The organism is Phycisphaerae bacterium, from assembly GCA_028714855.1.
Classification (GTDB): domain Bacteria; phylum Planctomycetota; class Phycisphaerae; order Sedimentisphaerales; family Anaerobacaceae; genus CAIYOL01.
The window spans coordinates 56,908-80,057 of sequence record JAQTLP010000004.1 but is presented as its reverse complement, the minus strand read 5'-3'; the positions used below and the strand labels follow the sequence as shown (position 1 = coordinate 80,057).

15 protein-coding genes are annotated in these 23,150 nt (G+C 46.7%); 4 read left to right on the top strand and 11 right to left on the bottom strand.

Annotation, left to right across the window (positions count from 1 at the left end; genetic code table 11):
- The first annotated feature begins 210 nt into the window (after nt 1–210).
- Together PHG53_04295 and PHG53_04290 are read left to right on the top strand one after the other, a co-directional pair.
- Nucleotides 211–1,005 (top strand): hypothetical protein, encoded by a 795-nt coding sequence (locus tag PHG53_04295; GenBank protein MDD5380846.1) that lies wholly within the window; start codon nt 211–213, stop codon nt 1,003–1,005.
- 472 nt (nt 1,006–1,477) lie between these two features.
- A complete protein-coding gene (locus tag PHG53_04290) occupies nt 1,478–1,879 on the top strand; it encodes a PEGA domain-containing protein (protein ID MDD5380845.1) in 402 nt (133 codons plus the stop codon).
- Here the strand turns inward: PHG53_04290 and PHG53_04285 are convergent.
- The 7 genes from PHG53_04285 to PHG53_04255 all read right to left on the bottom strand — a co-directional run bounded on the left by PHG53_04285 (nt 1,876) and on the right by PHG53_04255 (nt 14,159).
- Nucleotides 1,876–2,256, bottom strand: coding sequence for a hypothetical protein (locus tag PHG53_04285; GenBank protein MDD5380844.1), 381 nt, complete (start codon nt 2,254–2,256; stop codon nt 1,876–1,878). The genes PHG53_04290 and PHG53_04285 overlap by 4 nt on opposite strands.
- Nucleotides 2,257–2,382: 126 nt before the next feature.
- The gene (locus PHG53_04280) at nt 2,383–3,321 is read right to left on the bottom strand and encodes an SDR family oxidoreductase (GenBank protein MDD5380843.1); all 939 of its coding nucleotides are present in this window, start codon (nt 3,319–3,321) and stop codon (nt 2,383–2,385) included.
- A 61-nt stretch (nt 3,322–3,382) separates the two neighbouring features.
- Nucleotides 3,383–5,635: a polysaccharide biosynthesis tyrosine autokinase gene (locus PHG53_04275; protein ID MDD5380842.1), complete on the bottom strand. Its 2,253-nt coding sequence runs from the start codon at nt 5,633–5,635 to the stop codon at nt 3,383–3,385.
- 28 nt (nt 5,636–5,663) lie between these two features.
- Nucleotides 5,664–10,565: a hypothetical protein gene (locus PHG53_04270; protein MDD5380841.1), complete on the bottom strand. Its 4,902-nt coding sequence runs from the start codon at nt 10,563–10,565 to the stop codon at nt 5,664–5,666.
- Nucleotides 10,566–10,641: 76 nt separating this feature from the next.
- Nucleotides 10,642–11,397, bottom strand: a complete 756-nt coding sequence (locus PHG53_04265; protein MDD5380840.1) for a hypothetical protein — start codon at nt 11,395–11,397, stop codon at nt 10,642–10,644.
- A 45-nt stretch (nt 11,398–11,442) separates the two neighbouring features.
- Nucleotides 11,443–12,486 (bottom strand): exosortase/archaeosortase family protein, encoded by a 1,044-nt coding sequence (locus PHG53_04260; GenBank protein MDD5380839.1) that lies wholly within the window; start codon nt 12,484–12,486, stop codon nt 11,443–11,445.
- 77 nt (nt 12,487–12,563) lie between these two features.
- The gene (locus PHG53_04255; GenBank protein MDD5380838.1) at nt 12,564–14,159 is read right to left on the bottom strand and encodes a polysaccharide biosynthesis/export family protein; all 1,596 of its coding nucleotides are present in this window, start codon (nt 14,157–14,159) and stop codon (nt 12,564–12,566) included.
- Between the two features lie 799 nt (nt 14,160–14,958).
- Here PHG53_04255 and PHG53_04250 point away from each other — a divergent pair.
- Together PHG53_04250 and PHG53_04245 are read left to right on the top strand one after the other, a co-directional pair.
- A complete protein-coding gene (locus PHG53_04250; protein MDD5380837.1) occupies nt 14,959–15,651 on the top strand; it encodes a hypothetical protein in 693 nt (230 codons plus the stop codon).
- On the top strand, nt 15,648–16,361 hold the full coding sequence (locus PHG53_04245) for a FlgO family outer membrane protein (GenBank protein ID MDD5380836.1): 714 nt from the start codon (nt 15,648–15,650) through the stop codon (nt 16,359–16,361). Before PHG53_04250 ends, PHG53_04245 begins: the two co-directional genes overlap by 4 nt.
- Before the next feature lie 62 nt (nt 16,362–16,423).
- Here PHG53_04245 and nifJ read toward each other — a convergent pair whose 3' ends face one another.
- From nifJ to PHG53_04225, 4 genes are all read right to left on the bottom strand, one after another.
- Nucleotides 16,424–20,005, bottom strand: coding sequence for a pyruvate:ferredoxin (flavodoxin) oxidoreductase (nifJ, locus tag PHG53_04240; GenBank protein MDD5380835.1), 3,582 nt, complete (start codon nt 20,003–20,005; stop codon nt 16,424–16,426).
- Between the two features lie 308 nt (nt 20,006–20,313).
- A complete protein-coding gene (locus PHG53_04235) occupies nt 20,314–21,342 on the bottom strand; it encodes a uroporphyrinogen decarboxylase family protein (GenBank protein MDD5380834.1) in 1,029 nt (342 codons plus the stop codon).
- A 39-nt stretch (nt 21,343–21,381) separates the two neighbouring features.
- On the bottom strand, nt 21,382–21,855 hold the full coding sequence (locus PHG53_04230; GenBank protein ID MDD5380833.1) for an NYN domain-containing protein: 474 nt from the start codon (nt 21,853–21,855) through the stop codon (nt 21,382–21,384).
- 4 nt (nt 21,856–21,859) lie between these two features.
- Entirely contained in the window at nt 21,860–23,140 is a 1,281-nt protein-coding gene (locus PHG53_04225) for a dihydroorotase (protein MDD5380832.1), read from the bottom strand.
- Nucleotides 23,141–23,150 lie beyond the last annotated feature (10 nt).

Here is a 23,150-nt window from a genome sequence, read left to right as displayed (position 1 = left end):
TACGACCTGAAATATGCGGCGTTTAACGGCTCGACTTGGGACATCAGTACAGTCGACAGCACAGGGGATGTGGGCTGGTCAACATCCATTGCCCTGGATTCAGACGGCCACCCGCACATCAGCTACTGGGATTTAGGCAACGAAGACCTGAAGTACGCGGCGTTTAACGGCTCGACATGGGACATCAGTACCGTCGACAGTACTGGGGAAGTGGGCAGGGTTACATCCGTTGCCCTGGATACAGACGGCCGCCCACACATCAGCTACCTCGATGATACCAACTACGACCTGAAATATGCGGCGTTTAACGGCTCGACTTGGGACATCAGTACAGTCGACAGCACAGGGGATGTGGGCTGGTCAACATCCATTGCCCTGGATTCAGACGGCCACCCGCACATCAGCTACTACGATAATACCAACGATGACCTGAAGTACGCGGCGTTTAACGGCTCGACCTGGGACATCAGCACCGTCGACAGCACAGGGGATGTGGGCTCCTTTACATCCATCGCCCTGGATTCAGACGGCCACCCGCACATCAGCTACTACGATAATACCAACTACGACCTTAAGTACGCGGCGTTTAACGGCTCGGCCTGGGACATCGAGACCGTCGACAACGATGGGAGGGTGGGCGGATGGACATCCATTGCCCTGGATTCAGACGGCTACCCGCACATCAGCTACTTCGATTGGGCCAACTGCGACCTGAAATATGCGGCCTTTAACGGCTCGTCTTGGGACATCAGCACCGTCGACAGCACAGGGGATGTGGGCTCGCAAACATCCATTGCCCTGGATTCAGACAACCACCCGCATATGAGCTATATCGATTTTACCAACTGGGACCTGAAGTACGCATACGCTTTTTGCGGATATGCCCTTGCCGGTGATATGAATGTTGACTGCAAGGTTGACTTTCGCGACTTTGCACTAATGGCAGCCAACTGGTTAATAGATTGTGATGTAACTCCGGGAGACCCGGCCTGCGTGCCGAAATAAACGACAAAAACTTTTTTATCGCGGCCGCTGGGATATCTCCCTATTCGTATTTCAATCAAAAGCGCAGCTACCTGCACACCCAAAATCCATTTTTCTAAAAAATTTTTACTCCTTCTCCCACATCGAGTTACGAGGGCCGAGCGACAAGCGACGATTACATTTTTCGCATCGATCGCGCATGTTCGTCCAATTGTGGAGGGAGGTATGTCTTATCCGCCGTAACTTCAGCGATGGTGGAAACGATGACTGTCTGCGCTGAGTGGAAATTTCAATCAAAATGATTAAATTATGCAAAACGAACCCAATTTCCAAAACGCCAAAAACAAACCTAACTCTTTACCTGACAACAACTAACAACCACGAACAACGAACTATGAACTGCTTAAAACGAACCCAAACAAAGCCAATTTTGGGCTGTTGTCTTTTTGGTTTTAGCTTATAATATGGCAACAATAGTCTAAGGAGATTTGTAATGATAAAATGGAATTTACCAGCATTTATAATCATCGCCCTATTTGTGAGTATATTGCTCGCCGGCTGCGTGGAACGCAAGCTTACAATAAACACGGACCCCCAGGGCGCGATAGTGGTATTAAACGATGAGGAAATAGGCACCTCGCCCGTTACGACCTCATTCGAGTGGTACGGCGATTATAACGTCAGAATTAGTAAAGAGGGGTTCGAGACCTTAAAGACCCACCGCAAGCTGAAGGCGCCGTGGTATGATTACTTTCCGTTCGATTTCTTCGCCAATTGTCTAAATCCTAAGAGAATCGTGGATTCTTACGAATGGTCATTTACCCTCGCCCCGCAAACAGAACCAGATAGAGATGAATTAATCCGCGACGCTCAGAAACTGAAAAAACAACTCTAAACTTTGGGCGGGAAGAAATGGTCTCTGAAGCATTCTCTAAATCGCAGCGAGCGGTACTTTTTGAATAACAATGCCGTAACAATCCCTGAAATGCAAACCGAAACGGCATAGAGAATCCGTGTTCGCAATCTCTGGTGCCCTGCCTGCTGGTCCTTATAAGCCAGAAACATCTCCTCGGCCTGCCTGCGTGTTACCTGCTCAGATTTAGCAGCCTGCCTAAGCTCCGCAGCTAAATTACCCTGCGCCGCATAATCGTACTTCCAGGGCACAACCTTATCCAGTCCCTGTTCAAACGCGAAGGCCAGAGACACAACAAAAAGAAAAGCTGCTGCATACTCAAAGCATCTAAAAGCGCCAAGTGAAAGGGATTTGACCATCTTTCTATCCTTTTTAAACCACTAAAAACGAAAGAAGCATTATAAATTTATACTGCCGCAGTTCAAGGCAAAAAAGAAAGTGCGGTGACAGACAGAAATTAGGCCTCTTCACTATCAAATGCAATATCAGAGAAGGTTGTCGCGATACCAGTCTATTGCGTATTCGAGACCTTGCCTGAATGTTATGGCAGGTTTGTATCCGATTGTTTTTTCAGCGAGGGTGATATCGGCAAGCGAGTGTTTTACATCGCCGGGGCGCGACGCTTCATATATCGGCTTGATATTTTTGCCGAGCAGTTCGTTGATTATATTAATAACCTCATTGACAGTTACGGCCTTGCCGCAGGCGATGTTTACAACATCACCTTCCGTGTGTTTAGCTCTTGCAGCAAGAAGATTGGCCTCGACAACACTATCGACATAGGTGAAATCCCGGCTTTGCAGGCCGTCGCCATAAATGGTCGGCGATTTGTCTTTCAGGACAGAAGTTACAAAAGCGGGGATGGCAGCCGCATATTGGCTTGTCGGATCCTGATGCGGACCAAAAACGTTGAAATACCGAAGCGAAATTGTCTCAAGGCCGAAAACTTTATAAAATACCGAACAGTAATATTCGCCGGCAAGTTTGGCAGCAGCATAAGGTGAAAGGGGCTGAGGAGACATCGACTCGATTTTAGGTAAAGTAAGCGTATCACCATAAGCTGCGGAGCTTGCCGCATACACGAAGCGTTTTACACCGGCATCACGAGCAGCCAAAAGAAGTGTGAAAGTAGCATCGAGACAATATTTGTGCGTGGCGGCAGGGTCTTCAACGCTGCGCGGCACCGAGGGTAAAGCACCCTGGTGCAAGCAGTAATCGATATCTTTCATACAAGCGCTGGCGACTTTTTCATCGCCCATATCGGCTTCTATAAACTCAATTCTGTCTGAGACAGCAGCAAGATTGCTTCTTTTGCCTGTGAGGAGATTATCAACAACCCTTACGAAGCAGCCCTGCGAGACGAGTTTTTTGCAGATGTTTGAACCAATAAAACCGGCTCCGCCGGTTACCAAAAACTTCTCCATTAAAGAATCCTTTCATAACTTGCCGGCATCCATCGATTCGATACCCGATGCATAACCAATGTTAAACTGAGTTGGCAAGCTGCAACTTCTGGTATTCATGGTAAGACCTGAATTGCTCCTGGAAATAGCCGCCTTTCATAACCCTTACACCAAGGAGCACACAGCCGACTATTGCAGCATTTATTTCTTTCAGCTCGCTAACAGTCCTCTGAGCAGCACCTCTCCTTGTAGCAGCAGCATTGAATACCAAAATTGTGCCGTCAACAAGTCTGGCCAGTATTTTGGCAGCGCTTACCAATAATATCGGCGGGCCATCCACTATAATATAATCGTAGTTCTCTCGCTGCTGTTCGATCATCTGTTTCATCATCGCCCCGCCGAGCAACTCTGCTGGATTGGCTGGTAAAGGCCCTGAATCGATTATAGACAGTCCCTCAACGCCGCTGGGCCTTATAACTTCCTGGTAACCACAGCGGCCTACAAGCAGAGTGCTCAATCCAAATTCAGCCTGCTTTGCATCAACTGCTTCCTTCGGAAATATCGTGTATAAAGCCGGCTGCCAGAAATTAGCATCTATAAGCAGAACTTTTTTATTCTCAGCAACAAAAGTCGTGGCAAGATTAACCGCCACAGAAGTTTTGCCATCCCCTGCCATGCCGCTGGCAACAAGCAAAACCTTCAAAGAATCCTCATGGCCTGACAGTTTCAAATTAGTCCGAAGCCGCCTATAGGATTCACTTATAATGGAATAAGGCGCCTGACGAACAACATGACAAAGGTCAATATCCCGAACCTGGTCGTCTTCCTCTGCATCGGGAATAACACCCAAAAGCGGAATGTGCAGATACCTGCTTACATCTATCGGTGTCCGCACGAGGTCATTGAGCAGTTCGATAAGGAAAGCAAGGCCTACGCCAAACATAAAACCAAACATCGTTCCGCCAGGAAAATAAAACTGCCACTTCGGGGAACTTATTTCCAACGGCACCGGAGCCGGTCCGACAAACTGTACTTTCGGCGTTTCCGGGTCTTCGAGCATTATCTTCAATTTCTCAAGTTGCCCTTTAACCGAATCAAGCATCAGTTTTCGTTCATCCCTTATACCTGCACGCTGTTTGTATTGTATACGGGCCAAATCATAATCTTTTTGTTTCGCAAGTGTTTCCTGCCGCAACTTTTCCAATTGCGCATACCTTTCCTGATACCCCACTAATGCACTCTGAGCATTCTTAAGATTTGCCTGCCTGGTCTGCTCGGCAATCTCGGCTTTTCTGATTCGTCTTTTCTCTTTGATTTCGTCTATCGTCTCTTGTATTTGATGCACCTCTCGATGATTTTCACCAAACTTCGTAAGTCTGGCGGCCAATCCCACCTCCTGCATGGCAAGCTGCTGAGCAAGCATAACCAAAACAGGGTCATTTTCTACTTCATTTTCAACCTGCACGGAAACAGGCCCTACCGATAATTCTGCAAGACTTTGCACATTAGATTGAAGCTGTGTTATTTCCTGAGCCAAATTATTTTGCTCAATCTCCAAATTGTTCAATGTTAAGGTAACTGTAGGCTGGTAGTTGTTGGTTCCGTAATCTTCAAGGCCGGTTACACCCCATCTATCACGAACTTCACCCAATGCCCTCTCGGCGGCATCCAAATCTCTTTGAATATTATTCCTCTGGTCCTGAAGCCTTGCCATCTTCTCAGCAACGTCTCCCTTTTTTGTACTTCGCTGGGAAGAAACAAACAAATCCACCATTTCGTTCACTATCAGGGCCGACTCTGCTGCATCCCCGCAAGTCATCGATACCACAATATAATCGCCATCCCTTTGGGCAAAAGCACCGAAGTTCTTTTTCAAATCATCGAAGGCTTTTGAAATACTTATCTCTCTAACCTCACCAAAACGCTTAAACCATTTGGTTTCCTGAATCTTATCCCTGGCAATCAATCTTTGCATAGTACTCTGCTGTGTTATAAGAGCAGCCATTGACACACGATTACCGTATTGAATATCTTTGGCAACCTGTCCTCCCGCAATAGTCATAGGGTCTTTTTCTATAGGCGGCAGCACTCCAATAAAGGTCTGTGCCGTATATTTCGGATAATATTTCTTTGATAAATACCAGCTCACACCGCCAGCCATAAAACCCAATATAGTCAGAAAAACTATCAGCAATATATGCCGGCGCAATATTCCAAAAATTTCCTTCGGCGTCAACGCAACGACAGCCTGCGTTGGCCTGCCACCCCCTTGTTTACGTAAGAAAGCAGGTGGACCTGCCATTCTATTTACATCGGTTTGTTTTTGTTCTGCCATATTAATCTCTCTATTCGTCTCTCGTCGCTCATGGGGCACTGGGGCTCGACGAGGCACGATTAGTGCTAAGGCGTTCAATCGCCGCCTTTATTCGCCCACTAGTTACCTCCGACAACTGCCCTGCTCCTGTTTCCAACGCCTGTTTATAGGCAGCAAGGGCCTCATCTACAGAACCAAGTCCTTCTTTTATCATACCTAAATGCTCATATACATCCGCCGGTGCGGAGATTTTGTTCTGCTCATACTGTTGCAAAGCAGCCTGCAGAAATTCAGCTGCCTCTGACAATTTACCGTTTTTATACAACAAGTAAGAATAAGTATCCAAAAATCCCGGTGTATTCGGTCTTGCTTCGCAAGCCCGTTTTGCATATTCCAGCGCTTCGGCCAGCCTCGCATTTTCTTCGGCCAGCATATACGCCAAATTATTCAGGACATCCGAATTATTCGGCATTTCAGCTAACAAACTTTCGTATTCAGCGATAGCCTTTTTGAGATAATTATTATCGGAAGTCTTAGCATAAGCTGAAGTGAAAGCTTCCGCTTTTTTCGTTATATAATTAACTCTATCCGGACTGCTAGGTCCTATTATCTGCAGGCATTTGTTAATATACTCTACCGCGTTGTTGTACTCACTGTTCATCATTTTCAAATTAAACATAGCCATATTAGCGGCAAGTGAGTCAGGGTTGGTTTTTAGTTTTTCCTGGCAATACTTCAGGGTTTCTTCTGTACCGAGTAACGTGTACATTCTCCCCAAAATACTAGACACCAAAACCTCATCTGTCCCAGCTTTGTCAACAGCTTTTCGGAGATACTGTATAGCGGCTCCCTTATCACCAAGCTTCAACTTTGCCTCAGCCATTTTGACCAAAGTTACAGAAGCAAAATTACTATCAACGTATTTCCCCGCCTCCTCAAAGAACTTATCCATCTTCTCGCCTGCTATTAGCGCCTGCAAATATCCCTCAAGCGACATTGAGTCACCATCGCCCTTTTCCTTAGATTTCTCCCACGCTTGTTTGTACAATTTTTCCGCCCTGTCCACTTCGCCTGTTGCTAAAGCAAATGAAGCTGCTTGATTGTGCCAGCCCACATTATCAGGGAATTTTTCAAGAGTCTCTTCATAGAAGCTTTTTAATGTTTCTTTTTTGCGAAGCTGCCAGTATATCTGCTCAAGCAGTGTTCTGGCCTGCATAGAAGCTTTCGAGTCATCAACCATTCCTTCAAGTTCAGTTATAGCATCCTCGCCCCGGCCTGCCCGCTGATAAGCCCTTGCCAGAACAAGCTGGGTAGCAGGGTCAGCTGACAAGGACCTGCTTTTTTTAAGGTCAATGATTGCCTGATCATAGCTTGCCATAAAAAAGTTTATTTGTCCTCTCAACCGCCAGGCAGCAGCGTCATCCTGATTGGTCTCAAGGTTTCGATTTACCAAGTCTAAAGCCTTTTTCAGCTGCCCCTGTCTCATTGCCACCCATGCCTCAAGCAACATCGCTTTTGGCTCACCAGGAAACTTTTCCTTAAAGCCCTGTAATTTGTATTCAGCTTCTTTGACAAGACCGACCTCAAGGAAAGCCTGAATTTGAAAAAGACGGTTTTCTAAGGTGTCTTCGAGCGATAAAAGTTCTTCAGAATATTTCTTTATGGCTTCCTCATCGGCTGTTTTTTCCGAAACAAGCAAAAGACCTTTGACCACGTTACTATCTTCTTTATTAGCCTGATACAGCTGCTCCAATATCTTCCTGGCATCCTCAAATTGGCCCCCTCTAAAATAATAGGACCAGAGCATTCTCTGGTCTTCCGATTTCTGCAGCATTTGCTTGGCGTTTTCTTCCTGTCCACTGGCCCGAAGGTATTCTACATAGTTAGCAAGCATTGTTTTGTCATCCGGGTCTATTTTTTGGGCCTGCTCAAAAGATGAAGCTGCAATAGCAAACAGCGCCTTCTTGCGTTCCGCATTTCCCTCCTTAGAAGCCAGTTTCGTTGCCATTCTTCCGAGCAACACGGCATTAGACATACTTGGATTGGCCTTCTGCAATCTCTGGCGAATCGCTAACGCTACAAATGGCCTTGTCGTGACTACATATTCCGCGTAAAAGCTGAGTAAGTCTGGATCATTTGTGTTCAGTGCCAGTGCTCTGTCTAAAGCATTCCCGGTTTCAACCATCTGTTCAGATGATGTATTGTCACCGAGCTTTTCATTACGCTGGTACAGCACAAACGCCAATTGTTTTGCAATAGCTCCATCAGACGGATTCAAAGATGCCGCTTTCTTGGCGTCCTCGACAGAGGCATACTCGTTCCCAAGAGCTGCATTGGCATTACTTCCCAATACAAAAGCCTGGGAAAAGACAGGCCTTAGCTTCAAACATTCTTCGAGTCTTGCTAATGCTTTTTCGTATTCCCCTTTAGACATCGCAAGACGGGCTGTGAAAAATTGGCCTTCACATTCATCGAGATTTTCACGCCGCCCTACCTCTGCTATCTGCTCAGCCAACTCAAAATCTTTTACCTTAAGAGCTGTTATGAAAAGATAGTCTATTGCAAAACGCTGAGACTCTGTTATCCCTTCGCTTAAGTCCAAAACCAGTTTCTGACCTTCTTGAGCTTTAATTTTCAAAGCTTTTTTAAATTCTTCGATCGCCTCGTTCGGCTCATTATGCTGCCCATAAAACATACCAAGTTTAATAGACCTTTCTATTGGGTCAGCAATACCCGATAAAACCTGCTTTTCTATCTCATTACGGCTTTCCTGAGAAATTTTTGCGGGTTCTGGCTCGGAAAGTATCTGTTTGTAAAACAAAATCACCATATTAGCTGGAAAATATTCCAAATATCGATTAACCAAATCTTTGGCCTGCTCGACCTTCCCTTCTGTGACGTAATTATTGCAAACAGCAATTACGGAAGCTTCTCCAACAGAATTAGGTTCCATCGTCATCAGTTTTTCCAGCAATTTTGCGAGGAGCAGGTTATAGTTTTTCAATTCAGCAGTTTGTGACTCAATCCCCTCTTTTTCTGCGCTGGTGGCCGCTGGGGCAACAACACCCAATTCTTCATTCATCTTCTTTACGTCTATAGCTCTTTGAAGCTGTTCAATTTTAGCCCGCACAAGTTCCAAGTTGAGATTAATCGTATTTGGGTCATCCGGCTGCCTCTTTGCCAATTCTTCTTCGGCCTCGTTGAATTGCCTTGCGGCAATATGAATTTTGATGCGGAGTATCTGGCTTCTCTGGTTGGTCCAAAATTCACTCTCGAAAAACTTTACAGAACTTAAAGCAGCACTATAGCCCCTTAATTTCAACATAACATCCGCATAATCCAAAAGGGCTTCAGGTTTCGTCCTGACAATACCTGTATTAAGTGCGCTCTCTAAGAATTCCCTTACTGCGCCAATTTCAGAAGTGTTTTTAAAAATGTCCGCAAGAACATAAGAAAGTTGTGTATCTTCTGTTCCAGATGCTTTAAGCTGCTCGTAAACTGCATATAGTTTCTTGGTGGCGATATTTTTATTTCCTTTCGCAAGCTCAAGCATTCCCTGCCACTTAACAACGTGCGGATCCTCACCGCTGCCGAAAAGCTGCTCAATTTCGTGCACCGTCTGTTCAGCATCTGCCAGCCATTTTTTGCTTTCATCCTCAGTTCTTACCTCGCAAGGTTCGAGCACCTGCCCGATATAGTAATTTGCAAGAAAAAGATACAACGAGATTCTATTAATTTTATTTACCCCCTGTCGCGGCCCAGGTTTGTCCTGCACATCCGGCAATGTTAATGCATCCTTGGCCACTTCTATTGCCTTATAGATATCCGACGATTGCCCGTAAATAGAAAACCTTTGATATCGCAAATTGGCTATATTTATCATGTAAACTACATTTTCCTTGTCTAATTCAGATGCTTTTTCAGCTGCTTCTATAGCCTTATCAAGATATTTATACCCCAGTCTTGCATAAAATCCAGTTAATGCCGAAAATGCCTGCGCATCAGAATCAAACTTCTTAACAAGCGACAGATATTCCGGCTCAAGTGATTGAATTTGCTCCACACCACCCGCTTGAGCAAGCATAGATTTCGTTGCGAGAAGGCTAACGTATGCCTTTACATCAGAAGGTGCAACCTTAACCGCCTGCTCTAAAAGGTCCACAGCTTGCTTTCTATTTTCATCTCTTTCTTCAAGATTTCCTTTTGAAGCGAGAATTTCTCCTTTGGTGAGCAGCGCTTGTGCCAAATAGCGATAGGTATCAACATTATTCGGTTCAAGTTCTCTGGCCTTTCCCAAATCATCAACTGCCATTGATAACGACGCATTGGGGTCGGTTACTGCCCCTAGCCTTGCTATTTCAAACAAGGCTCTGCCCCTGCGCCGATACAAGTATGAGCCTATCAGTTCCGTATCCACTCCGGTTTCACTCAATTCAGGATATGCCCACTTAGCGGCAATTTCCCTAAGCAGACCCGCATTCTCTACGACGTCTATAAATTCCGATGCTTGCAACTCAACCTCCTGCCACTGCCAAAGTTGATTCACAGTACTATCAGCCATTATGTAAACATACTGAAACCGCCCAAATCGAGCCTTGATGTTCTTGGGGTCTATCTGGATTATCGCATTCCAGCACCCGAGCACGTTGCGCCACCTGTCGGTTTCAATATAGACATCCGTAAGTTTGAAAAGCATCTCTAATTTAAGCGAATCGGTCTTCGCCAAAGAGCGTGCTTTATGATAATTGCGTTCCGCCTCTTTATAGTCTTTGTTTTTTGTCTCTTCATCTGTGGCCGCACGAGCTGCCGCAACAGCCGCATCGCCATCTTTGATAAACTTTTCCGGGTCTCGGCCTAAATACAGAAATAGCAAAATAGCACCAAGTATCAAAAATACAAAAACCACCGACCCAATAAGTGCGACTTTTTTATTCAATCTTCTTCTTGCCACAAATTTCTCCTTTCTTCCATCAAATCCTGCTAACACAGAGGCTATCTTTTTCCCCCGTTTTCAAACTAGCTTTTTTCTAAATAGAGGGCCAATGCTCTTTTTCTAAAATAGGCAAGATTACCCTTAGGAGCTTTTGGCTTGCCGCAACGGCTTCTTCTTTGGCCGGGTAAACATTCCTTCTCCGTCCTGCACCACCAAGACCCGTATTAAAAAATTTCCATTCTACTTTACAAAAATACGAATGTTTACCGCGAATGTTCTTATTAAGTATGAGTCTGACATCTTCTCTGCTGTTGCCATAATCTTCGTTAACCCTGAATAAGTACAAAACCGGAAATTGTGTGGTCTTCTGCCAATAATCAGAACTGGTACCGGTAAAAACAAGGTATCTTACCGGAATTTCTTTTGCTCCCAATCCTATTGTCACACTATCAGAGGCCAATCTTTGAAAGCCGCTGCCCATATAGCATTCTTCCGGCACATGCGGCACTTTATCCGGAAGCTCATAATAAGTAATAAACAGCGAACAATAACGAACAGTACTATCAGGCAGCGCATTAAGATCTTCCAGAAACCACTGAATATAATTCTCCGTTCCAAGACTTTCAACAATATCTCCACTTTCGATTTTGTCTTTTGATACCACTTTGTAAGGAGCCAGACCTGCCTCGTCCAAAAGGTCTAAAGATTTTTTCAACGGCGAAGGATCCTTCTTTAAGTATATCCCGAAACCTTTCACCGCGAACGACATACCCGCACCGGACACTGCAAGTATCACTGCACATATTAAAAAGGCGGGCTGCATATAGCTTTTAATGTATGCTTTATCCATGATTCCTGTCAATTCTTTTCCAGCTTTGTTATTCTCTTTCAACTATCAGCTATTATTACGGCGAATTATAACATCTTCGGTAACGGTCTCTGTCTCTTCAACAAACAAACTTGACATAAACCAAGCAAGCAAGCCATATAAGCCAAAAGCCAGCGGCAGCATTATCATGCCAAGAAGGTCATGATAAATACCCTGAGCGTACTTTGGCTGTCCAAATATATAAATAAATCCGGTAATCGTAACTCGTACAATATTGCAAAATATCGCTATCGGTATTGTGCTGACCAACAACACGATTCGCTGCCATATAGGTCTGTAGTGCAAATATGCCATAGCAACGCCCAAGGCCAAAAAGGCCATCAGTAATCGCATGCCGCTGCAAGCCTCGGCCACATTAAGCGGAGGGTCAAGCTTTTGGCCCAGATACTCTCCGGATATAACTACGCCGTTAACCTCAGCGTTCATCCCATTAATTAAATTCAGCAAAAAAGTGGTGGCCTGTGCAGCCAGCTTCTGCATCGGCATAGTCAGACTAACATAATATCTCGTCGGCAATGGAACAGCAAAGACCAAAAACACAATCGGAAGCCACGTATACCTAACCAAACGCCACCCACCCAAAAACAACACAATCGCACCAAGGCTTACTATCATGGAAATGGGGCGAAAATATGCATATCCAGCCGGGCTGACTACATTAAAAAAATAAAACAAAATCCCAAAAATCAAAAAAAACAAACCGAGGTAATTCGGCCTAGTTTGAAGATTTATAATCTTGCCCTTTGCCTGATCTATAAAATATAAACTAAAAAGCGGGATTAGAAAACCATGCGACCAGCTGCTATCAGTAAGCCATTTGCCTACAATAGACTCAACTTCATTATAAAAAAGATAGACAAACAATCCCCCAATTATCACCATTTTGACGTAACTATGCACCGGAAGCTCACACCAGCTTGTACGAATCGAGCCTCCATCCCCGAGAGATAGTGCCTTCCCGCCTCCCATTAGGGGCGAATACCTTTCGTCGCTTTTGCGGTCGGTTCCCACCTGGGAAGGTTTGTAAAGGAGGTCTTTGTCCTCTTTCATTTGGGCTGCCATTTTATGATTTTACGCGAAATGATACCATTTTGCAATAGAGGAATCAATATTATCATCAGCCATAATTAAAAAATGTCTTTGACGTTTTCATATATACTACCGAAAGGCCTGCTGGTTCCGGCATCTCTATCACCAAAATTACGGTCGTAAATAAAACCGAAGCCGTAACTTGCCCTGAACGAATTCCGCAAAACCGCGCGCCACTGAGCTGTAGCATGCGTGCCGACATTGATGAGGTCGAGGGGTTTAATAAAAAAGTCCGGCTGTTCGCCACTAGCGATTTTATCCAAATCTACCATAACTGTTTCTTCTTTGTTCCTGCCGATTCTCCTTGTCACCTCACAACGTCTTGGCCAGGCCAAAGGCCCTAAACCGCCGGCTGCGGCCACGGCCATCTTCAAAGTAACCGGCCGGCCGTCCATTGGCACAACTCCCTGATAGTTAACATTACCATAAATAAAGTATTCCCCGGTAATATCCACAGGAACCTGAATATTATCACCGGGTCTTATCACTATATTATAACGAGGGTCGCCGCTTCGCAACTTATCTGCAGGAATTTCTATAACTCGTGCCTGCACTCCTCCAGTTCCTATCTCATCCCAGTCGAACTCCTCCGGCACACTTTCCTTAACCGGTTCGGCTGCTTTCTCAGGCTTGACTGCTTTCTCAGGTTCGACTGCAACTTCCGGCTCTGCCGGCTTTGCACGACCAACTTGAATCGGAACCCATCTGCCATCCTGAAAAATCCACTCAATACGGCCTTTCTCGCCTTCATTTATTTGGGCATCTGCCGCCTCATGACCAGCCGGTTCGGCTGGTGACTCTTGCACGCCCTCCGCATCCAGCGGCGCCTCTTCGTCCTCGGTTAACGATTTAAAACCTCCCGGTAAAGCTGCTTCAGCAAGTTCATCATCCGTTATCATCTCTGCCGAAGCTATAACTAATCCCTGCGACTGCGAAAGAGGAAACCGCAACTGTTTCGCTTGCGGAGCTACTACTTGCGGTGCTATTATCTCCAGCATTTCTTTTTCAGGTTCATCTATATCGTCTGGGGGGGCAACTGGCTCCTTTTCGGGTTTAATCAGTTCCTCTTCAGATTTGACCGGCTCCTGCGACTTTTCCGGCTCAACAACTCCAGACTCAATAGGCTCTGTTATTGCTTCTCTGCCTGTAACAGGACGGGAAACATAAACATAACTTACATTAAATTGCCTTATCCCGCCTGCCGTCGCAATTGCATCTGTCAACCTAAAATCATACCGAGGAATTGCATATCTATCCGGCCGCGGTACACCGTCACCCCATATTGAAAACGTGCGTTGTTGTGAACTGAGCAAGGTTACAACGACTGACGGCTCCTTCAACACACTCGGCGAAAGTATTTGCTCTATCTCATCCTCAAGCTGCTCTTCAGTCAATCCTGCCGCCTCAACCACCCCAACCTCCGGTACGGATATCTTGCCGGTTTCGGTAACTGAATAATCGTTTATATACGGTATTCCCTCCTGCAACAGTTCGAAAATGGATATTCTCGCGATGTCGCCCGGACTAAACACATAGTCAGTCTCATACGCCACAACATCTACCGGTTTTGGATCTTCCGCTCCCTTCCAAACCGACGGAACCTCCTCTGCAACACCCAATGAATCTAATATCACATTCACCGCCGGAACAGGACGAAACCTGCCTACTTGCGTGGGGTCAAAAAACTTATTGCCACAGCCACCCAAGTAAATACTTAGAACAGATAGAAATACAATTGCTACAGCCCGCGCGCGTTTGACCGCGGCAGAAATTCCTCCTAAGCGTAAAGGGCATCTCGAATTCTGCATCAAACTACTCCTCACCGTAGAACATCTAACAGGGTTCATATCACTAACATCCCAAAAATATAGAACATATAGCCGCAAGAACACCTGGCAAAACAACTTACGCACTTATAATCGGTTTAACACGGGGTCGGCTTAACTTTTTTACCCGCCACAAGACCAAATATCACAAAGAAATTAACAATGCATCCGGCTTATTCCATCTATCATCCCGCTATCACAATGTTATTTTCGCTTTTCTTTGTTACAACCATAGAAACACAAAGGAGTTATGAGGGTTCGCCTTTGAGATACGGTAAAATGGAGTCCATGAAACCAAGCTATATGTTAGTTATACTGCTTAAATTCAGGGTTTGTTCATTACGCTCCCCTGCCTAAGCCCGATAATTATTGCAATAACAACTCAAATAAAAGACACCCAAAGGAGAGCAAAAGCATTCAATTTTCAAAACGGCGTAAGCTATCTCGGCGATTAAGTACTTATAATTAAAACAGTTATGACTTCTGCCGGAAATAACCCGCAAAATCGGAAAAAACTTGACATTTCAAACGTTTTTTTGTATGTTTGATTACCTAAATTAACTTTAGGCCGTGATTATAACAGGAGGACATGTCAATGGGCCAAACTATGAAAGAGAAAGGTGAAACTATGATTGCAAAATATGTATTAACCATCTTACTACTACTTCTTCCAGCGTTTTTGATATCCTGCACGTCCCAAATACCCATTGCTACAAACTACCCGTATACCGAGCAGCAAAAAATGCAGGCCCCTCATCACTGGGATGTATTGGCAGCTGAAGTTGTCGAGCAGCTCAATCTAAACAGGACGATTACGAACTGTACACCGATATTTGTAGTCCCGAAGTTTCATTTGCCAAGCAAGGAAGACCCGGCCATCTGGACCGCCACCAAACCTTTAGCCATAGCAGATGAATCCGACCGGCTTGCCACAATACCATTCAAAAGAGCTTACCAAAATTACCTGGTTACACAATTAGTCAACGCAGGCTACAATGTAGTCGATGACAGCAGGGCAGCGGAACTTGTAATGACTTTCGATATACAGTTAGTCAAACACGGGAACCGGCCTGTTCGCTCACCGCATATTATGTCCAAAATCGGCAGAGTTTTTACCGGAAGTGCGGATGGAGCATATGTTGGTGTTGAAGCTTCCCCATACGAAGTCGTAATCACAACATCCGTAAAAAAAGGCAGCACTTACGTAATAAGTCATACAGGTACTTATTATATCGATACGCCCCTTTGGGACAGCAGTTACGCATTACAGGGAAAGACAATGGAGGTTGTTAGCCAATGATTAAATATACGACATTAATAGTACTACTCGCGATTGGGTGCGGCCTGCTTACAGGCTGCGGTGACCCGTCTGTCCAGCTTGCTATGTCCAGAGCCGACGTCAAGAAAATCAATGAAGCCAGTGAACGTGAGACCGTAAGGCATCAGCAGCGCATTGCAAACCTCGAGAACAAGACCGACACCGTAAGACTTATCAAGGAATCCAAAGTAGAACTCACCAGCGATTTTTGGGCCGGGCTGAGCGGAGCGTCCATTCCAGGCGCCAATTATAAGGCAGCAGATGCTCTGCTAAACATAATTTGTCCAAAACTGCCCAAAGACAGCCCCATTCTGGTAGCAAGCTTTGTCGATATTGACAATCTGGACAGCACCTCCACGTTCGGAAAGGTGACATCAGAGCAGATTGCATCCCGATTCAAACAGAGAAAATACGCAACAATAGAAATGAAATTACGAACAAATGTTTTCATAAGGGCAGATTCAGGCGAACTGCTTCTTTCCCGTGAACTGTCGGAAATCAGCACCAAGCATCGTGCACAAGCTGTTGTCGTGGGAACTTATGCTGTGGCCGCGAAAAAGGTTTATATTACAGCACGAGTTATTAATGTCAGTGACGGGCGTGTTCTTTCCTCGTATGACTACGATATACCTATAACCAGCGATGTATTTAAAATGCTGTTAAAAGGCAAAAGCAAAGAGGGCTGGTTATAAACCTTGGTAATTACCGGCGACCGGTTACTATTTATCAGTAACCGGTCGCCGGTTTTTTTATTCTAATCGCATTTCAAATTCGCAAGCTGCTCCATCAAAGCATACCTTTGGGTCGCATCGCTACTGGCAAGCTTGAGCAGTTCCGCTGCAGTCTGCGGGTTCGACTGAACGAGCTGCCGATAACGGACCTCTCCATAAGCATACTCTTTGAAGTCAAGCGTGGGAGCCTTCGAATCAAGCAGCAGCGGGTTTTTACCTTCTTTTTTAAGTCGCGGGTCGAACCTATATAACGGCCAATGCCCACAAGCCACCGCCTTCTTTTGCTCCTCATAGCCGGTCATCATATCGATGCCGTGGTTAATACACTGCGAATATGCAATTATCAATGACGGCCCTGGATACGATTCCGCTTCAACAAATGCTTTGACCGCTTGATTGGTATTGGCGCCCATCGCCACCTTTGCGACATAGATATTGCCATATGTCATCGCCAGCAAACCCATATCTTTTTTCGGCATCGGCTTGCCGCCCGCAGCGAACTTCGCAACCGCGGCCCTCGGCGTAGATTTCGACATCTGCCCGCCGGTGTTTGAGTAGACCTCAGTATCTAAAACCAGAACATTTACATCGACTCCGCTGGCTAAAACGTGGTCGAGCCCGCCGTAGCCGATGTCGTAAGCCCAGCCGTCACCGCCAAGCGCCCAAACAGATTTTCGTACCAAATAATCAGCCAAGGTAAGCAACCGTTTACATTCCGGACAGTTACTCTTTTTACACTGTTCCTTTAACTTTGCGACACGGCCTCTCTGCTGCTCAATCGCATCCTGTGAGGGGTCATTAGCAGCCACGGCAACGCTTATTTCACTCGCCAAAGCTGCTTCGACGCAACCCTTCTTGGCCACGATGTCCAGCAGCTCTATCGCCTGCTGTCCGAACTTATCAACCGTCAGCCGCATACCCATAGCAAACTCTGCGTTGTCCTCGAACAGACTGTTGCTCCATACGGGGCCGCGCCCATCTCCTCTTGTTGTGTATGGCGTTGTTGGCAAATTGCCGCCGTAAATCGACGAACAGCCCGTGGCATTGCCTATCATAGCCCTATCGCCGAACAATTGCGTTAGAAGTTTCACATAAGGCGTCTCGCCGCAGCCGGCACAGGCGCCAGAATACTCGAATAAAGGCGGCACCAGCTGGCTACCTTTAACGCTGTTGAGCTTGAACAACTTCGGGTCGGTATTCGGGATAGACAAAAAGTACTCGTAATTTTCCCGTTCCTGCATACGCAACGGCTCCTGGAGCGACATATTTATCGCCTTTCGGCCGGTAGGTTGTTTGTTGGCGTCTTTCTCCTGAGCAGGACATTGCTGAACGCATACTCCGCAGCCGGTGCAGTCTTCCGGCGCAACCTGGATAGTTGCTTTCATACCGGCCAACTCTTTTCCTTTTGCTTCAGCGTTTTTGAATGTCGGCGGCGCCTTATCGAGATATTTTTTGTCGTATGCCTTAAGTCGAATCGTCCCGTGGGGACAGACAAACGAGCAGGTGCCGCATTGAATACAAACCTGCGGCTCCCACACGGGTATATTGACCGCGATATTGCGTTTCTCATATTTGGTCGTCCCTGTCGGCCACTTGCCGTCAATAGGTATTTTGCTGGTGGGCAGCTTATCGCCTCGCAGCGCCATAATCTCTGCCGTGACATCCTTCACAAACGCCGGTGCGTCATTCGGCACAACCGCAGGCATCTTTATCTTGCTTGTAACCTTGCCCGGGGTTTTGACTTCGTAAATCCGCTCCAGGGCCGCGTCTACCGCGGCATTGTTCATCGCAACAATCTTCTCACCCTTTTTGCCGTAGCTTTTTTGAATCGCGGCCTTGATAGCACTGACTGCCGTATCAAGCGGAATAATATTGCTTATCTTGAAGAAAGCCACCTGCATAATCGTATTGATTCTGGCGCCAAGACCTATTTCCTGAGCAAGCGAAATAGCATCGATAACATAGAACTTGAGCTTTTTGTCGATTATCTGCTTCTGCATTTCCTGCGGCAGCGTATCCCAGACCTTGTCCGCAGGGTACATACTGGTCATTAAAAACGTGGCGCCTTCCTTGGCTGGCGCGAGCATATCATACTTTTCCGGAAAGCTCGGATTGTGACAGGCGATAAAATCCGCTCTTGTTATCAGGTACGGCCTGCGAATCGGCTTTTTGCCGAAACGAAGGTGCGATATTGTAATAGCGCCTGCCTTCTTTGAGTCGTAAACGAAATAGCCCTGTGCGTTGTTGTCTGTCTGCTGACCGATGATTTGTATCGAGTTATGGTTTGCGCCGACTGTGCCATCCGAACCCAAGCCGTAAAACATCGCCGTATAAATCCCCTCTGATGACGGCACAAACGACTCACCCACATCCAGGCTCGTATTAGCCATGTCGTCGATGATGCCCACAGTGAAACCATTCTTCGGCTCTTCGGCGTCGAGATTATCAAACACGGCCTTAACCATCGCCGGCGTAAACTCCTTCGAACCAAGACCGTACCTTCCGCCCACAATCACCGGATACTCTTTAAAGGCCGTTTGTTTTTTGGCCATCGCTTCGCCGATAGCAGTGCGAATATCCATATACAACGGTTCCCCCAAAGCACCAGGCTCCTTGGTCCTGTCCAGCACCGCGATTTTCTTCACCGTTTTGGGCAACGCATTAATAAAATCTCCGCAGCTGAAAGGCCTGAACAACCGAACCTTAATAACGCCGACCTTCTGTCCTTTCGATACGAAAGATTCCACCGTCTCGTGCACCGTCTCTGCCCCTGAACCCATTATAATTATTACTTTTTCAGCGTCTGCCGCCCCCACGTAGTCAAACAGGTGATATTGGCGTCCGACCAATTTTGCGAACTTATCCATTGTCTGCTGCACGATACCAGGCGCTGCCAGATAAAACTTGTTGACTGCTTCTCTTCCCTGGAAATAAACATCCGGGTTCTGGGCTGTGCCGGCTATCTGCGGCCTGTCAGGATTCAAAGCCATAGCGCGAACAGCCGATACAAGCTCGTCGTCAATCATCGCCCGCATATCGTCGAAAGTCAGCTCCTCGACCTTTTGTATTTCGTGACTGGTGCGGAAACCATCGAAGAAGTGCAGAAATGGTACTCGCGATGCGAGCGTCGCCTGCTGCGCAATCAATGCAAAATCCATTACTTCCTGAATGCTGTTCGAGCAAAGCATTGCCCAGCCGGTGCCCCGGCAGGCCATTACATCCGAATGGTCGCCGAAAATTGAAAGCGCCTGACAGGCCAGCGAACGCGCCGAGACATGAAAAACGGTCGGTGACAGTTCGCCCGCTATCTTATACATATTCGGAATCATCAGCAAAAGCCCCTGCGAGGCGGTAAACGTCGTCGTCAGGGCGCCGGCCGTAAGTGCTCCGTGCACCGCGCCTGCCGCTCCGCCTTCCGACTGCATCTCGGTAACTGAAGGAACCGTCCCCCAAATATTAGTTTCGCCTTTTGCCGTCTTCGCATCGGCAATCTCGCCCATAGGAGAGCTCGGAGTAATCGGATATATTGCAATCACCTCGTTGGTAGCATGGGCCACGTGCGCCACTGCCGTGTTGCCGTCAATCGTAACCATTTTGCGCTTCATATCTTCTCCATTTTGCTAAGATAAGAAAAATTCTAAGTTCGTAGGTCGTTGTTGTGGGTTCATTGACAACGAACTATGAACAACGAACTATGAACAAACTACAGGCCTTGCCGACTTCTTGCTATCCGCAGGAAAACAGGGGTAGCCTACAAACTTATCCAAAACGAACTTTTATACAACTTTTGGCCTGATTAATCAATGGAAAATTTCGCCGGAAATGGAAATGGCAACTACGACAGCAAGACCAACTTGCTGCCTGTTGCCATCACCAAAAATCCCGCTTAACTTAATCGAATCGCCACCCGCGGCTATTCCCTAACAGCCGCCAAAAACGCCGCGATGTTCTCCGTTGAGACTTCCTGAGGTATCCCGCCGCCGCAACTCATAACAATATGGCTCTTGTCTTCTACCGAATCGAGGGCCGTTTTGACGCTGTTGCGCACGTCCTCGGGGGTACCTGCCATAAGAACATCACGCGGAGGAATGTTTCCGAGCAGCGTTACATTGTTGTTCGTGAGCTCTTTCATCTGGCCTAAACTGTGCTCAAAGCTGAAATTGAAAAAGTTTATGCCGATTTCCTCGAGATACGGCGCGCAAATCAAACCGGGGGCGTCGTTGTGGAAAAATTTGACGGCAACATCTATCGACTGGTAAATACGCTTAAGGTACGGAAGCGCCGACTGCCTGAAATCTTCATCTCCCATAAAGCCGACGATATCATCGAGTACAAATATGCCGTCAATTGAAGGGATTTTTTCTATCTGGAGTTTGAGCCAGTCGATGATGAAATCCGTTATCATATCGAGCATCGTCTTGATTTCGTTCGGGTCGGTTCTAATAGCCATTAGAAATTCAGTTGTCCCCATAAGGAACGAAGCTATGTTCAAAGGCCCTCTTGCTACCGCGAACCTGATGGCGTGCCCCTCCTTTTCAATTTTACTCTGGTAATGCTTCAGACGATGGAGGACAAAAGGCAGCAGGCCGTCCGTTGTCGGGTCCGGCTTGCTGATATTGCTTATACCGGCAATATCCTTGATGATTTTATCCGCAAAAGGCAGATCCTTTTCGTGCCAGGTGCATTTTGAGCCGAACGCCGACGGCTCCGTGCACATGCCGAATTCAGACCAGAATCCCGGAAGGAACATTATATCCGGAAACTCCCTGATGGCTTTCATATTCATATCGAACCACAACTGCTCATTAGTATAATAATCGAGGGTAGTTATTCCCGCCCAGCCGGGCAGCCAGGGACTATCGATGATAAAACCCACCGGCAGAGGGTCGATGACTTCGCCTTTTATTACACTTACCAATTGTTTCCATTGCTCATTAGTCATTGTTCTTACTCCTACTTAAACCTGAATTCTCTAAATCATTTAAAGGTCAAAAATTTTCAGCCATTGCTCGGTTTCACCCTCGCTGAGACCTTCACGTTTTGCTCTCGGTTCTTTTACCTTAGCTTTGCGGCTTAACTGCTTACCGACATTATCCCAGAAAACCTGCGACTTTACAACCGTTGCTCTTCTTTTTCTCGCTGCATCACGCAGCCTCCTGTCACTGCTGACAATTGTCAGCCTCCTCGGTGCGGTGCTCGCTTTTATCTTGTCTTCGATTACCGTGTCGGCGTCACTTCGCAGACCTGCGAAAAAAACCTCCAAATTGCTGATATTATCAAAACCACATTTGTCCCGCGGCCCGGTGCCGTCGAAGACAATTTCACCTTTTTCGTTAACAAGTCTCAAATACCCGCTTATAACACGGCAAAACTGAACATCGGTGATTGCTCCAAAGTCCTCACTCGTCTTTTGAATAAAATGCAGCAGATTATAACCATCGATAATAAACGGCATTCTATCAGCTATCCACAGAAAATCTTATCTCGCCGCCGACGATTGTCTTTTCAACCCTGCCTTTGACGGCCCAGCCGTGGTAGGGACAGTTTCTGCTTTTGGAGCGGAATTTATTTACGTCTATTACATACTCGGCATCCGGGTCGATAATGGTAACATCGCCCTGTCTGCCTTTGCCCAGCGTGCCTTTGTCAACGCCTATTATCCTCGCAGGCCCTGCCGTCATCAGCCTGATAAGTCTCGGCCAATCCAAAATGCCCGGCTCAATCAGCGCCTTAACATAAAGGGCTAATGCGCATTCCAAACTTGCTATGCCGAAAGGCGCGGTTAAAAATTCCAGTTCCTTTTCGCTTTTCAAATGCGGCGCATGGTCAGTCGCCAGAGCGTCAACCAATCCCTCGGCAATCGCTTCTTTCAACGCCTCGATGTCTTTGGCTGTCCGCAGCGGAGGATTGACTTTGTAGTTGGTGTCGTATTCGGCGCAGCTTTCTTCAGTTAAAAGCAAATGATGCGGCGTTACTTCACAGGTAATCGGCAAAGAATCTTTCTTGGCGGCTCTTATCAGCTTAACCGAACCGGCCGTGGATATATGCTGAGCGTGATAGCGAACCCCTGTTTTTTTAACAAGCTGAATATCCCGCCAAAGCATCGCCTCTTCAGCCAGAGGGTCAATCCCGGGCAGCCCCAGTATGGTCGAATAGTATCCGGAATTCATAACACCATTGCCGGCGAAACTATTGTCCTGACAATGCTGTGCTATTACTACGTCGAACATAGCGGCGTATTTCAAAGCCCGCAGCATAACCGACGGGTCCTGAACACCGTTGCCGTCATCGGTAAAACCGACGGCGCCGGCTTCAGCCATAAACCCCATCTCCGCAAGCTCAACTCCATTAAGGCCTTTGGTAATGGCCCCCATCGTATAAACGTGCGTCTTCCTCGTCTGGCGCGCCTTTCGGTGAACGTACTCGACATCGGTTTCGTTTTCGATGGGAGGCTTTGTATTCGGCATACAAACAACCGAAGTAAAACCTGCCGCCACAGCCGCCGCTGAGCCGCTCGCTATCGTCTCTTCTTCTTCGTCGCCCGGCTCACGGAAATGAACGTGCATATCAATCAAGCCCGGCACTACTAACTTACCTGCCGCATCGACAACCGCCTCTGCGTCTTTTTTGATTTTTCCGACCTCGGCAATGTCGTTACCGACAATAAGAATATCGCATTGCCTGTCGATGCTGTTCGCAGGGTCTATTACCCTGCCGTTTTTTATTAATAATTCACCCATATTAATTGCG